At 41.0% G+C, this 11,590-nt stretch carries 23 protein-coding genes; 11 read left to right on the top strand and 12 right to left on the bottom strand.

Annotated elements, in window-relative coordinates; all coding sequences use genetic code 11:
- Positions 1–1,028: 1,028 nt before the first annotated feature.
- Positions 1,029–1,925 (bottom strand): alpha/beta fold hydrolase, encoded by an 897-nt coding sequence (locus LC574_RS07795; protein WP_229452567.1) that lies wholly within the window; start codon positions 1,923–1,925, stop codon positions 1,029–1,031.
- Positions 1,926–1,931: 6 nt separating this feature from the next.
- Positions 1,932–2,324, bottom strand: a complete 393-nt coding sequence (locus tag LC574_RS07790) for a hypothetical protein (protein ID WP_229452565.1) — start codon at positions 2,322–2,324, stop codon at positions 1,932–1,934.
- Between the two features lie 132 nt (positions 2,325–2,456).
- Here LC574_RS07790 and LC574_RS07785 point away from each other — a divergent pair, with 132 nt between their 5' ends.
- Both LC574_RS07785 and LC574_RS07780 read left to right on the top strand, forming a co-directional pair.
- Positions 2,457–2,699 (top strand): thermonuclease family protein, encoded by a 243-nt coding sequence (locus tag LC574_RS07785; protein ID WP_229452563.1) that lies wholly within the window; start codon positions 2,457–2,459, stop codon positions 2,697–2,699.
- The gene (locus tag LC574_RS07780; RefSeq protein WP_229452561.1) at positions 2,659–2,994 is read left to right on the top strand and encodes a thermonuclease family protein; all 336 of its coding nucleotides are present in this window, start codon (positions 2,659–2,661) and stop codon (positions 2,992–2,994) included. Before LC574_RS07785 ends, LC574_RS07780 begins: the two co-directional genes overlap by 41 nt.
- 50 nt (positions 2,995–3,044) lie before the next feature.
- On the opposite strand, the gene LC574_RS07775 is transcribed toward LC574_RS07780, so the two are convergent.
- The gene (locus LC574_RS07775) at positions 3,045–3,581 is read right to left on the bottom strand and encodes a hypothetical protein (RefSeq protein WP_229452559.1); all 537 of its coding nucleotides are present in this window, start codon (positions 3,579–3,581) and stop codon (positions 3,045–3,047) included.
- Between the two features lie 242 nt (positions 3,582–3,823).
- Here LC574_RS07775 and LC574_RS07770 point away from each other — a divergent pair, with 242 nt between their 5' ends.
- From LC574_RS07770 to LC574_RS07760, 3 genes are all read left to right on the top strand, one after another.
- Positions 3,824–4,513: a WGR domain-containing protein gene (locus tag LC574_RS07770; RefSeq protein ID WP_306422090.1), complete on the top strand. Its 690-nt coding sequence runs from the start codon at positions 3,824–3,826 to the stop codon at positions 4,511–4,513.
- Between the two features lie 71 nt (positions 4,514–4,584).
- Positions 4,585–4,854 (top strand): hypothetical protein, encoded by a 270-nt coding sequence (locus tag LC574_RS07765; RefSeq protein WP_229452557.1) that lies wholly within the window; start codon positions 4,585–4,587, stop codon positions 4,852–4,854.
- 115 nt (positions 4,855–4,969) lie between these two features.
- Complete coding sequence (locus LC574_RS07760) at positions 4,970–5,167, top strand: hypothetical protein (RefSeq protein WP_229452555.1); 198 nt, start codon at positions 4,970–4,972, stop codon at positions 5,165–5,167.
- Positions 5,168–5,217: 50 nt separating this feature from the next.
- On the opposite strand, the gene LC574_RS07755 is transcribed toward LC574_RS07760, so the two are convergent.
- Genes LC574_RS07755 through LC574_RS07745 form a run of 3 tightly spaced genes read right to left on the bottom strand, consistent with a single transcriptional unit; the run spans position 5,218 to position 6,039 of the window.
- Complete coding sequence (locus LC574_RS07755; RefSeq protein ID WP_229452554.1) at positions 5,218–5,409, bottom strand: hypothetical protein; 192 nt, start codon at positions 5,407–5,409, stop codon at positions 5,218–5,220.
- Positions 5,406–5,738, bottom strand: a complete 333-nt coding sequence (locus LC574_RS07750; RefSeq protein ID WP_229452552.1) for a DUF5674 family protein — start codon at positions 5,736–5,738, stop codon at positions 5,406–5,408. Before LC574_RS07750 ends, LC574_RS07755 begins: the two co-directional genes overlap by 4 nt.
- 31 nt (positions 5,739–5,769) lie before the next feature.
- Complete coding sequence (locus tag LC574_RS07745) at positions 5,770–6,039, bottom strand: hypothetical protein (RefSeq protein ID WP_196528022.1); 270 nt, start codon at positions 6,037–6,039, stop codon at positions 5,770–5,772.
- A gap of 48 nt (positions 6,040–6,087) precedes the next feature.
- Between LC574_RS07745 and LC574_RS07740 the strand changes: the two genes are divergently transcribed.
- From LC574_RS07740 to LC574_RS07715, 6 genes are all read left to right on the top strand, one after another.
- The gene (locus LC574_RS07740) at positions 6,088–6,495 is read left to right on the top strand and encodes a hypothetical protein (protein WP_229452550.1); all 408 of its coding nucleotides are present in this window, start codon (positions 6,088–6,090) and stop codon (positions 6,493–6,495) included.
- 14 nt (positions 6,496–6,509) lie between these two features.
- Complete coding sequence (locus LC574_RS07735; RefSeq protein ID WP_229452548.1) at positions 6,510–6,782, top strand: hypothetical protein; 273 nt, start codon at positions 6,510–6,512, stop codon at positions 6,780–6,782.
- 205 nt (positions 6,783–6,987) lie between these two features.
- Positions 6,988–7,398: a hypothetical protein gene (locus LC574_RS07730; protein WP_229452546.1), complete on the top strand. Its 411-nt coding sequence runs from the start codon at positions 6,988–6,990 to the stop codon at positions 7,396–7,398.
- Positions 7,398–7,865 carry a hypothetical protein gene (locus LC574_RS07725; RefSeq protein WP_229452544.1) on the top strand — a complete coding sequence of 156 codons (468 nt, stop codon included), beginning with the start codon at positions 7,398–7,400 and terminating at the stop codon, positions 7,863–7,865. The genes LC574_RS07730 and LC574_RS07725 overlap by 1 nt, the downstream gene beginning before the upstream one ends.
- A gap of 69 nt (positions 7,866–7,934) precedes the next feature.
- On the top strand, positions 7,935–8,330 hold the full coding sequence (locus LC574_RS07720) for a DEAD/DEAH box helicase (RefSeq protein WP_229452543.1): 396 nt from the start codon (positions 7,935–7,937) through the stop codon (positions 8,328–8,330).
- The gene (locus LC574_RS07715) at positions 8,312–9,358 is read left to right on the top strand and encodes a hypothetical protein (protein WP_229452541.1); all 1,047 of its coding nucleotides are present in this window, start codon (positions 8,312–8,314) and stop codon (positions 9,356–9,358) included. The genes LC574_RS07720 and LC574_RS07715 overlap by 19 nt, the downstream gene beginning before the upstream one ends.
- Positions 9,359–9,500: 142 nt before the next feature.
- Here LC574_RS07715 and LC574_RS07710 read toward each other — a convergent pair whose 3' ends face one another.
- From LC574_RS07710 to LC574_RS07685, 6 genes are all read right to left on the bottom strand, one after another.
- A complete protein-coding gene (locus LC574_RS07710; protein ID WP_229452540.1) occupies positions 9,501–10,139 on the bottom strand; it encodes a TenA family transcriptional regulator in 639 nt (212 codons plus the stop codon).
- A 65-nt stretch (positions 10,140–10,204) separates the two neighbouring features.
- Positions 10,205–10,411, bottom strand: coding sequence for a hypothetical protein (locus LC574_RS07705; protein WP_229452539.1), 207 nt, complete (start codon positions 10,409–10,411; stop codon positions 10,205–10,207).
- Positions 10,412–10,456: 45 nt separating this feature from the next.
- On the bottom strand, positions 10,457–10,711 hold the full coding sequence (locus tag LC574_RS07700; protein ID WP_229452538.1) for a type II toxin-antitoxin system RelE/ParE family toxin: 255 nt from the start codon (positions 10,709–10,711) through the stop codon (positions 10,457–10,459).
- Positions 10,712–10,771: 60 nt separating this feature from the next.
- The gene (locus LC574_RS07695) at positions 10,772–11,038 is read right to left on the bottom strand and encodes a prevent-host-death family protein (protein WP_229452536.1); all 267 of its coding nucleotides are present in this window, start codon (positions 11,036–11,038) and stop codon (positions 10,772–10,774) included.
- A 123-nt stretch (positions 11,039–11,161) separates the two neighbouring features.
- Positions 11,162–11,383 carry a hypothetical protein gene (locus tag LC574_RS07690; RefSeq protein ID WP_229452534.1) on the bottom strand — a complete coding sequence of 74 codons (222 nt, stop codon included), beginning with the start codon at positions 11,381–11,383 and terminating at the stop codon, positions 11,162–11,164.
- Between the two features lie 52 nt (positions 11,384–11,435).
- Entirely contained in the window at positions 11,436–11,525 is a 90-nt protein-coding gene (locus LC574_RS07685) for a hypothetical protein (RefSeq protein WP_229452569.1), read from the bottom strand.
- Positions 11,526–11,590: the final 65 nt, after the last annotated feature.

Below are 11,590 nucleotides of genomic sequence, written 5' to 3'. Positions count from 1 at the left end.
GAGACTGCGCGGTTATGTTCGCTGCGATCTGAACCGCGAACGTTGGCGTACTGACTACCGACTGCTGCCTCAGTCTCAACCTACTGAAATTACGGTGTCCAATCCAAATGCACCTGTCATTACGGCGGCTTCCTTCGAGTTGCCAAATCAGGGAATTGTAGCAAAAGTTTAGTAGGTATCAAGCCGAGATGTTTGTAATTTCCTGCAATATGAGTTTAAAAAACTTGATTTTTCGTTGTAAATAGAGGCTTGTTTGACTCTGACGAATTCTCAAAGGCAGACAGGATAAGGTTTTTCAGACCATCTTACAGAAAATCACAAGGGTTTCGGCTCAATGCCAAGTAGATTACACGATTAAGAAGCTTTTTGCTTACGCTTTATTGCGATCGCAAGAGAGCGGGCGGGTACGCCATCGCACGTTTACTATGTATTTTCTAGTACATTACTAGCCAGTTGTAGTGAAGCGATGACCGAGCGTTGTGAGTTGGCTGCTCTTGTTCTTCTACAGCATTGGGTCAACTTAGGCGATTTGTGACTGTTCTGTTGATATCTCATTTTAACTGCAAAATACAGACAAGTTATGCCAAATTGCCAGAACCTTTGAACATATCGGTATGACCAACTAGCTAATTATCCCCCAGAACTGAAATGCAAGAAATCTGTTAACGGATTTACTAGAGCTTTGCTGTTGCATTTTTGGGCTTGGCTGTGATTTATGGCAGGTTCAACCGCTTGCGGGCACCAAATCGAAACAAGTTATCTGGCAATATTGCTTTTAAGCCAATAACCTACAGCAGCAAGCTTTTTAGCAGTTAATTGCCCAAATCCAGATGATGCTCCTGTAACTAGCACGACCTTTTTATCAGTCATCTGTTTTCCTTTTTAGAATATAAATACGATTTCATACAACTTTTTATAGCTAAAGAAAGATTTGATTTTTGTATCAATTTATCTCTTCTACACTAGCTTAAGTGCAGAACAGCTAAATTCTACCTAGTGAAACTTTGAAAATATCCTCTTAAACCAAATTAAAAATTCCCAATATTCAGAAAGTGCAAAATATGTTGAGATGTGATTTTTGGCTGTTCAATTTGAGGGGTATGACCGCAATTTTTGAGCAATATTAGTTGAGAGTTAGCAATAGATTGCTGAAATTTTTCTGCATCTTCAGATGGCAGCATATCATCAGTTTCTCCCCATAAAATGAGTGTTGGCTTGTCAACTTGGGCAATTCTATTTGCTAATTCAGTATAACCACCAGATTTTACATAAGAAATCATGGCATCATTCCAACCAGGCATTTCTTGGTGTAACATGGCGCATTGAATAGCCAAAAGTATTTTGGTATCTAAATTAGGGAAGATACTACATACATTTAATGCCAAGATGTGGCGTTGACGTAGATATTCCACAGCCAAGAAGTCAAAAGGAGGAAACAAGTATTTGCTAAAGGGGGGAGAATTAGTGTAACCTAAACTATTAATCAATATTAGTGATTTTACAACTTGAGGGTAAGTGAGAGTAAAATCAATTGCAGTTGCACCTCCCATTGATGCACCTACTAATGTTATCGGTCTGTTGATTAAAGTTTTCCAAAAATCGTAAAGGTGAATTTTGATTGTAGTTGGACTGTAATTTATTTCTTTTTGCCTTTGTGTAAAGCCAAAACCTAACAAATCTACTGCCCATGTTTCATTTTGACTAGCAAGTAATGGCAACAGAAGGCGGAACTCTAGGATGGAACTATCGAAGCCGTGTAGCAGCAGAATTGGTGTGCCTCTACTACCTTTGTGAATGTAGGTTGTCAGGATTGGGTATTGGCTTAGGGAGGTTGTAAGGGCAATTCTCTGAATACTTTGGACAAAAGCGATCGCTTTTGGGTCTTTGGGTTGATTAACTTGTGATGGGAGAAAATTAGGAAACATTACTATTCACTCCAAACTAATTTTCCACAACCCTTCTAGTGGATTTGACTGTTGCAATTGACTATCACTACTGCCGAGCCAATTATTGTCATACACCAAGCCAACACTGAACGTGCTATTTATAGGATATTGTCCTAGTTTTCCAAAACCTTCAATATTGTTTGAGTCAGTAATTACCTGCTGGTTTAACTGTATGATTGTTTGGTTGCCGTCGTCAAAGTAAATTGTGGCTCGCTTATTGTGAAAGCTGACCTGAACTTTGTAGAGACCACCAGTTGCATAGTAATAAGCTTTAGCAGGCAGCTTTTGACCATCAATATTTTGCCCTTTGAACTCAACTGCCATTGCAGGCGTGCCTAGCAGCAACAGGACTGGCAGGAATAAGCCTAAAACTTTCATTGGTACTAACAATCACTTTCGATCACAAACTATTTTCTACTTTAAAACATAAAACTAATTTGTGGATTAACTAGCGATCGCTTGGCTTGAATTGGGAATCCTAAAAGAAGTTAAGAGTGATTTTTAGTACAAATGGTTTTTAAAGTTCGCTTGATTGGCGTTGGCGCTTTGCTTTTAGCTCAAATGGCGTTACCTGTATTTGCCAACAATCTTACCGCTACAGTTGTAAGCGTTGGCGACGGTGACACCATACGGGTGAGAACTGGTAACAAAACTGTGACTGTTCGCCTTGCTTGCATTGATGCACCGGAGATGAGTGCAAGAGGGACAGGCTGTGGTCTATCGTCAGTATCTCAAAAGCTGTCCAGAGTCTAAAGATAGTTTGTTGCAGGGTGAAAACACCGCTAAACAACAGCGTTTAGCTTTTTGGAGCCAGTCTAATCCTGTGATGCCTTGGGACTTCCGCCACAAAGCTGCTCAACGGGCAACTTCACAGGCGATTCAACCGCAGCAACAGAATAACTGCGACCCTGCTTACCCAGATTTTTGCATTCCAAAGAATTCACCAGACTTAAATTGCCGAGATATCACCCAAAGAAGGTTTAGGGTACTGCCACCTGATCCTCATGGTTTCGACAGAGATGGAGATGGGATTGGGTGCGAAAAATAACTACGACGAAACACAGCTTTCAGTTAGGCAGTAAAAATGTTTCATTAAAATCAAGATTGTGAAATTGACTCCGAACCTTTAAAGATTGTTGGAATGGCCATCACCATCAACATTATTAAGTTAGAAACCCAAAACAAGACAACAACTCCAAAACCTAATAATGTCAAATAGGAAAATGTTAATTGTGTGAATCCATCTAGCAGTTGCCACAACCGAAAAGCTGTGTAGAAAAAGCCAATAGGTACAACAATACTTGGCACTAGGGAGCGACTAAAAACACGTTCAAATATGAGTTGTACGGCGACTATCAACAGGTAACTTCCCCAAAATACCCATGAAGATGGTTGTTTCCAAGCCAGAGCTAACAAGCACATCGGTAACAAAACTCCAGCAACCAAGGCTAATTTGACCCACCATTGCAGAAATTGCCATTGCTGCTGGTTAAACCCAATTTCTGCCGTAAAGGGTAAACGTCGAGCTTTCACACCAAAACCATAGCCAAGAGCTAGCAGGGTTATAATCAAAATAAAAAGCGTAAGAATCAATCCATTATTAACTGTCATCTGCTCGAAAATACCAATTCTCATACTCTTAGTTTAATCTGGCTTTAACATCCTCGCCCCACCTTGGCTGCCAATAACAATATTTCGCCTTCTACTTTTATATCGTCAAACCATTACCCCGCTTGCCATTCAGGATGCGGCGGCAGTTGAGCGTATGCAGTCCTGGGCATTCACCGCACGACGGGCTAGTAGTCCAGTTGTGCAGACGGCGAAAACTCAATCTTTGCGTGCTGCTAAGTTTCGCAACATGAACTGATGGAAAGCGATTGTCTCCTGATTCTATGGGGACGATCGCCACCGATTCATGGCGGGTACGCCATCGCTCTTTTAGGTTCGTAGCGATCGCGTTCAGTATATCTATCTCAGATGGGGCAATGCCCAGAAGTTTGCGAATTGATTGGGTTCAAAACATGGAAATCTATTTAGTTTTTGTTGATGCTATCCAGAACAGCAATAAGTTCTGGAGCGCAAAAGTTGAAGGCAGTAACTTAACAGTCCAGTGGGGGCGAGTTGGTTATCAGGCGCAAACCAAAGTTCATTCATGTAGTAGTTATCAAAGAGCCGTTGCTAAATTTTATGATCTGGTAGCAGAAAAGAAAGGCAAAGGCTACAGCGAAAGTCAGCCACAGATGGATGGTGAGCGCAGTATTTCAGATATCAGACGAGCGATACAATTACTAAACGCTATACGTCCGGCTGTTGCAAACAGGAACTTTGGTGATAGCTACATACTTGCCCTTAACGAGTATTTGAAAATTGTACCAACACCATTGGGAATGCAGATAGATCCTTACAGGGTGTACCGAACAGTTGTAGAGGTTGACTATCAACAAGAACTACTCAATTCTTTGCTGGTGAATGAGCCTGTAGCTGTTCATACCAAAGAATCGCCAAAATCTGAACCGAAAACTGTCAGCCTCAAGGCTATCAGCAAGAGTTTCTGGCGACATTTGTAATCTTATAAGCGTCACTTTGTAAGAGATGCTAAAAAGCTACACTTTATTTTGAAATATTGTTTGGGTAAATTATGGAAATCAAGACTATTGCTGTAACTTACACGCGTAAGTTCAATTTAGGCGACTACGAATCTTTAGAGTTAAGTTGCTCCTTATGGGGACAAATTGACCCAGCAGAAGAAGATGCACAAGGGACGACACAATTTCTATTTCAACAAGCAAAGAATTCAGTTAAGGAAGCTGCAATCCCAGTAATTAAAGCTTCTAATCATCAAATGAATAAAGCCAAAATGTACAAGCACTCTGCAACAAATCAATTTGACGAACTGGATAATTTCTAATAACTGAAATTCACCTTTTAAATTCAAAAATACTTTAGTCAAGCATTAATACTGCTTGGCTATTTTTTTTTCAGCCATCGCTTTGCCCCCTACAAACCACAACAGGAAAGACATCATGCCTAAAAAAGCTAACCCAGTCCCAAAAGACCATTCCCAGTTATGCCTTCAGTACCTCCGCCGTTGCGGTGGCAGCGCTCGATTATGCACTATAAATTTTAGTCTGGGGGTGATTCAAACATTGGTCAATCAAAGAAGAGTAAAGATTACGAATACAGGTGCAGGTTTTTTTGTGGAGTTGGAGGATGCAGTATGAAAATTCAGAAGATAGTTCAATCATCTTTACCTCTAGCTCCAAGTAGTAAGTTAGTTCTCCGTCGTCGTCGTAAAAGACGATTCAACCCCAAAGTATTCATCAACCAAAACCAGTATTAAATCCTCTGATGAGCCTTGAGTCCACAAAGATTGAATTTGTGACAAGTGTGTAGCTAGACGACGTAAACGTGTAGTCACATCATCTTGCATAAAAATTTGTTGTCTCGGTGTCAATTCGATCATAAATTTCCTAGGAATTCGATAATGATTTGAGCAACCCTTTCTCTAATATTAGAGTCCAATATCTCCATTGACCTATTTTGCCGGGGACGAAGATTAACCATCGACTCATAAATGATTTTTCCAGTTATTGGCATAAAACTGGCAGCCCAAATATCTTGTTGTCTACTACCGTCATCTAGCAATTTTTCTTCACAATCAGCGTGTAGACCACCACCACCAACCAGTACCCGACGCTCGATATCGACTGCGGTTTTGATGTAGAACTTGTGCTGTTGCAGCAAAAGTTCAAGTTGCTCCGGGGTTGCGCGTTCGCGTAACAGCAAAATCATACAGCTGAAAACCTCTGTAATATCATCAAAGCTAACTAGAAGGGCGCTCTGTTTCTTGCAACCAACTTAAAATAGTCAGCGCCAACTCCCAGGATTCGCGCCGCTCCCAATTAGGTAAGTGATTCAGTACTCGTGCAAGGAATATTGCTGGGTTTTCCAATTCTCCGCCACGAGCCGCAACACCATCCCTAACGAGTGCCCCCAAAGTGGCAGCTTGATTCCCTTTATAGTCAGGCTGTCTCTTAATTTCATCAACAATCCAGTCCGGTACTGTGATTGTTTTAAATCCTGATTTCGGCATACACAACAGAGAAATAATCTTCTGATAGTACGGCAGTTTACGTTATGTTTGCAAATTCTTGTACGGTATGGTACGTTAAAAAATGGACTACTCCCACAGGCAATTCAACAAGCCTCATACAAGTTGACTGCGGCTGATAAAGAGACTATTTCTGGTGCTATAGCCGTTCAAAATGAGCAATCTAAGATTTTGGGTGCATCAACTGGTGTTACAGGAGCTTTATTGTTCATGGAATCCTTGATTGGAGCCAAGGGGACGGTGTTGGATGCCTTTGCTGAACAATCCATGTTGGAAGTTGATAACCAGATTACCGAGATAGATCAGAGTTTGATTAATTTGGCAGAAGAAGCCTCAACAAGACTGGGGGAGTCGATCCGAAAAAAGGAACAACTCAAAGTACGACTCAATTCGTTACGGGAGAGAGTTTCGTCGATGGGGACACAGATCCGATTTTAGAAGCTTATAAAACAGTGGCGGCATTGCTACAGATCCAAAATGAAACTGTTGCCACTGTTGCCGAAATTCGATTACTTCAAGAGCTATTAACTCATCAAAGGAAAAATCAGGACATGGATATTCTCAGTACGGGATTGTTTGCTACTTCAGTTGTTGGCGCTTTAGGTGGTAGTGCATATATCGTTAGTAGCGTTGTCGCTACTGGATTAATTGGTAGCGGGATATTCATTCCCTTGGCATTACTTGTTGGTGCAGGATTGACATTTTTGAGACGGGCATCAAAGTAATAGTGATGGGCGATAGTGTTTCATAAAACTGTTTCACACAACTGTTTCATGAAACTGTTTCAACGGTTTCATCAGTGTTTCAGGGTCGTGAAACAGCATTCCCCCGCGTGAAACATGAAACGTGAAACATGAAACGCCTTATTAAAGATATGTGTGAAACATGGGAAAAATTTGTACTAAGAACGCGCTATAGCACAGTAGTCTCATGTATAAGAAACAACTGTATTTAGCTTTGGTTGGTGTTGGCATCTGCATATTGCCTGTAATTATCCCTTTAGTACCCAAGTTGGGGGCTTATGCAGAGCTTCAACGGCTAAAAGCCACAGAAGAATTAGAACGTTCCCGCATAGAAGAACGGGCAAAAACTAGTGATGCCTTATATGAGGCAGGAGTGATGCCCACAAGTCGCAAGTTGAGAATTACTAATTACTTTGACAACAGTAAACGCAATCCCAGACCAGACACAACCTTTTATCAAGATGATGAGATTGTTGATGTTTTTGACGCAACGGGTAGGTGTATTGGGCGGATTGAAGAAGGAATTTGGAAGTGGAAGTACAAAGCTTTTGGAATTTGTAAAAGTGTTCAAAATATCAAACAAAGTAGGAGAAAATAATGGCGTTAGGTTCATCAAGTGCAGAAAGTAATAGCACTGGTAACACTGATGGTAAACCCAAGGGTAAGAAGCGATCGCTTGGTGAAATCATCGATTTTTGTGCCAAAGCTGTTGTGATGATTGTTGGCTTACCCATTAGGGCTGCCGCTGCGATCGTCAATCAGTTTGTTGCTAACGGTGGTGCAGGTCGTGCGTTAGTTGGCGGGATTTTATTTATCGGCGGTTCCATGATTAGTGCTGATTCAACTTGGCAATTAATCTTTACTGGGCCCCCTGTATGCCCGTGGTTTGAGCCGACTTGGAATTGGCTAAATGTGCCGTTTGCACTGTTCAACCCCTTATTTTATTTGGCATTTATGGTTTCTGTGGGTGTTCAGGTAATCGAAGCCCACGCCTTACGCGGCAAAAACCCAGATTCAGCACGACGGGAACTTCAAGACCACATGGTTTATGAGCTTATGGGATAATGAGCAATATTCCCACGGGAGAAAAATCATTATTCCCACGGGAGAAAAATCATTGTTGAGGTAGATTAAATGCCTGTTATCTACGAACTTAGAGATTATCAACATCAGTGGATAAAAGATATTTGGAATTCTTGGGATCAAGGTAATAGGCGAGTGCTTGGACAACTCCCGACAGCCGCCGGGAAAACGGTGTGCTTTGCACATATTTCTCATAAATTCTTTGACCAAGGAAAGCAAGTTTTAGTCATTGCCCATCGGATTGAGTTGATATCTCAAGCTGCCGAAAAACTCTCAGAAATTATCGGTGAACCAGTTGGGATTATCAAGGCAGGTGTTCTGGCTAATCCCGAACGGAGAATCCAAGTTGCTAGCGTTCAAACGTTGAGCAGACGAGAGGTATTAGAGTTGCCAATGAAGATTGGACTTTTGATATTAGATGAGTGCAAATGCTGGGGCGGGTTCTAAGAACTTACACTTTCAAACCAACTGCGGTGATTATTGATATTACCGATAATTGGAAAAAACATGGGCTTCCTGATGAGCCACGCAAATGGAGTTTATTGCCTGAAACTATATCAGAAATACAAAACAAAGGCTTAATCCAATGTGAGAATTGCACCCATATTTTTAAACCGCTTTCTGAAGAATTAGCTAATTTTGATGCCGAAGTTGACAACGATGGAGTGCTGATTCAACATCACCAAGCTATTTGTCCAAGCTGTGGTGAAACGATTGATTTTACTACTAAAGAGAATGCTGCAAAGCCAAGTTTTAGTAGAATCCGACTTAGACAGGGTTTTAGCCTTGATCTTACAGAAATTGACCTTTCTGTTTCTGCTTACAGATTAAACTTAGTTACTGAATGCTTACGAAGGCAAGGTTTACGGGGTGCGAATCCCACTAAAATTTATAGTGCCATTTTCATCGCTTTTATTGAAAATATTACTAGATTTACTCTTGGAGATTGGCGCGAAATCGTTAAAATGGTTGAGCCATCTCAATCAGCAATTACCAAAAAAGCATGGGAACTGTACAAGGAAGCTTTTGAGCGACATAAGAACCGCATCCTGGCTATGTCTTTTGTTGAACAGAGAAAGCTAAAACAACAAGGCAGTAGCAATGTGGCAACTAATGCAACGACAATAGAAGCTCTTGGGCAGTTGGAGAATAGTATATTCTGGGAACCAAAACCACAGGAAAAGTCATCTAAGTTCAAAAAGAATTTAGGCGATAATTATTTTAGAATGAAGTACAAATCACAATGGCTTGAATCCTTAACTTACTGTTCAATGCTAACAGGTGATTTTTTAAACATAAATGCTGGACTATTCCATGTGGAAACTAAAGACGTATATGTAAATATCTGTATTGAGGTTAGAGAACTTCCTGGGCTGAAATCCAAACTAACAGAGATTTGTGATCCCACAGAGATTGAATATGCCTTTACTCAAGGGTTTGGCAAGCTTGCTAAGATCATGTTCCGGTTAAGTTGATTCCGAATATTGGATCATAATTGAATGGCACGCTTGAAAAGCACTAACCTTTGATATTACTGGTTTTTGGGTGTGGGGTTGCAGGTTCAGATGTAAGAAATTAAGAAGAATTTTCCAGCGTTTCACACTCGTCCGTTGAAAACTATTTTGATTTATGCTGTGCTGTGTGAAAAGCCATCTGCCAGAAATTATGTTCAAATTTTGCTACCATTAAAAAAGATTCTTCAGCTTGTTTTTGAATATCTTCCTGTGCCGTTTCTAAAACCTCATCAGCTTGCTGTGACAAAAGTTTTACATATTTTGTAAAATCAGTATTTCCCCATCTTTGTGCAAATTCATTGTAAGGTGCAGGCATCTTACCTGGTAGTTGCCAACCTTGATTATAGGCTAATTCAATAGCCCAAAATGCAGTTGCTTGTATAGGATAAGGCTTGTCTGCAAGACTCTGCATATATTCACAGTATTCTCTACAGGTTGGTTGTTTTTTTATATTAAGATTCAGTTGTCGTTGGGTAGCTTTTTCTTGAAACCAATTGAGTTCGTCTTTAAGAGCTGCCAGTCCTCCAAGTATCACATCAAAATGTTCTGGAGGTGCGCTGGCTAATACTCGCCCTACCATCCGCGTAAATTCCACAACAAACAGATAATCTTGCATCAACCATGTATTGAATTGCTGGGGTTGAATTATACCTAATTGACACTGTTCTAGAAAGGGATGCACAGTTGCTTCTTGCCAATCTTGAGCGTGATTTTGTAAAAGAAGTTTGCAGGTAATAGTCATTTTGGCTCAATAGGTATTTCGGGGAGATGGAATGGAGAGGAGCAGACTGCTAAGATCCTACGATTCTACCTCCTACTGAGGTGACATCTAGCACGATTCATGCAGACTACTCGGAGGATTTCGGTTTCGATTTCGAGTTTGACGAACAAGTTTTTAGACCAGCAGCCTGCATCGGTTGCTCTAACTATCACAGGGTTGAGTACGGTGGCAATGATGCAGTTGGGGTTGGCTTGAATATAGTTATCTATCTTAATGTTCCAAGTCTTGGGCATACTTTATTTGCAATGTCAGGGGAATTTCTATGTTAACCAAAACCCTTAATCGGATTCTTCACCTAGATCAGATTGGCGACTGTTGCGAACATGAAGAATTGCTACAGTATTTTCTGACACGACAAATAAAACTCGATATTTTCTTCGCTTTCCAACCCAGAGTTGCCGAATTTCACGACCAATCACTGATGCTTCTGGTGCGATGCTACAGCGATTAGGAAATTCTTTCAGTGAAGCGATCGCGTCTTGAAGTTCATAATACCAGTTATTGGCTACTTCAGCACTCAGGTTGTCGCACATCCAACGATAGGATGTTTCGATTTCTAAGGAAGGCAGTGGGTTGAATAAGAACCTGGTAACTCATGGGCGAGGCGGAATGCCAAATTTGTGTTCTAGGGCTGCCAAGGCTTGGTCTGACGGAATTCCTTCACCCTGCTCAAACTCATCTAGTCCTTTACGAATACCTACTATTGTTTCCAGGTAATCAATGCGTTCTAAGAGTTCTCTGTATATACCTAGTGGCTGTTTGGGGGCTGTTTTGAGTGATTTCAAAAACCCAAGTAGATCCTCCAGCAATTCGTTTGGAGTGTTGTCAATTTCTTGTAATAGCAATTCTTTGATCGTCATTACAGTTAATAGATAAGATTTCTGTTTCTAGTATAGCGATCGCACCTCCTAAATTTTCTCGTGAAAAAGCACGAGGGCAGGGGAGAAAATAGACTAAATCACCAAATACTTTACTAAAGCTTTCTACCGTTCACACCCAATGCCATCTCCATCTCGGTCAAAACCATGAGGGTCAGGTGGCAAGACTCTAAACCTTCTTTGCGTGATATCTCGGCAATTCAAATCGGGTGAATTTTTGGTCAGACAAAAATCTGGGTAAGAGGGATCACAGTTATTCTGTTGCTGCGGTTGGATGGGTTGTGAATTTGTCTTTTGGGTAGCTCTGTGGCGGAAGTCCCAAGGCATTATAGGATTAGCCTAACTCCAGAATGCTAAACGCTGTTGTTTGGCATAGCTCTCACGGGAGTAACAAACTATCTCTAGATTCTGGACAGCCTTTGAGATACTGACGATAAACAACAGCTTGCCCTTCTTGCACCATAATCATGTTGACACTGCGATTCTCGACAAACACCTCTGCAACCAGGCGCTTATATTTGTCAGTTTCAATAG

Source organism: Nostoc sp. CHAB 5715 (assembly GCF_020829685.1).
Classification (GTDB): domain Bacteria; phylum Cyanobacteriota; class Cyanobacteriia; order Cyanobacteriales; family Nostocaceae; genus Nostoc.
Note: the sequence above shows the minus strand (reverse complement) of the source record. Positions and strands in the feature narration are given on the sequence as shown.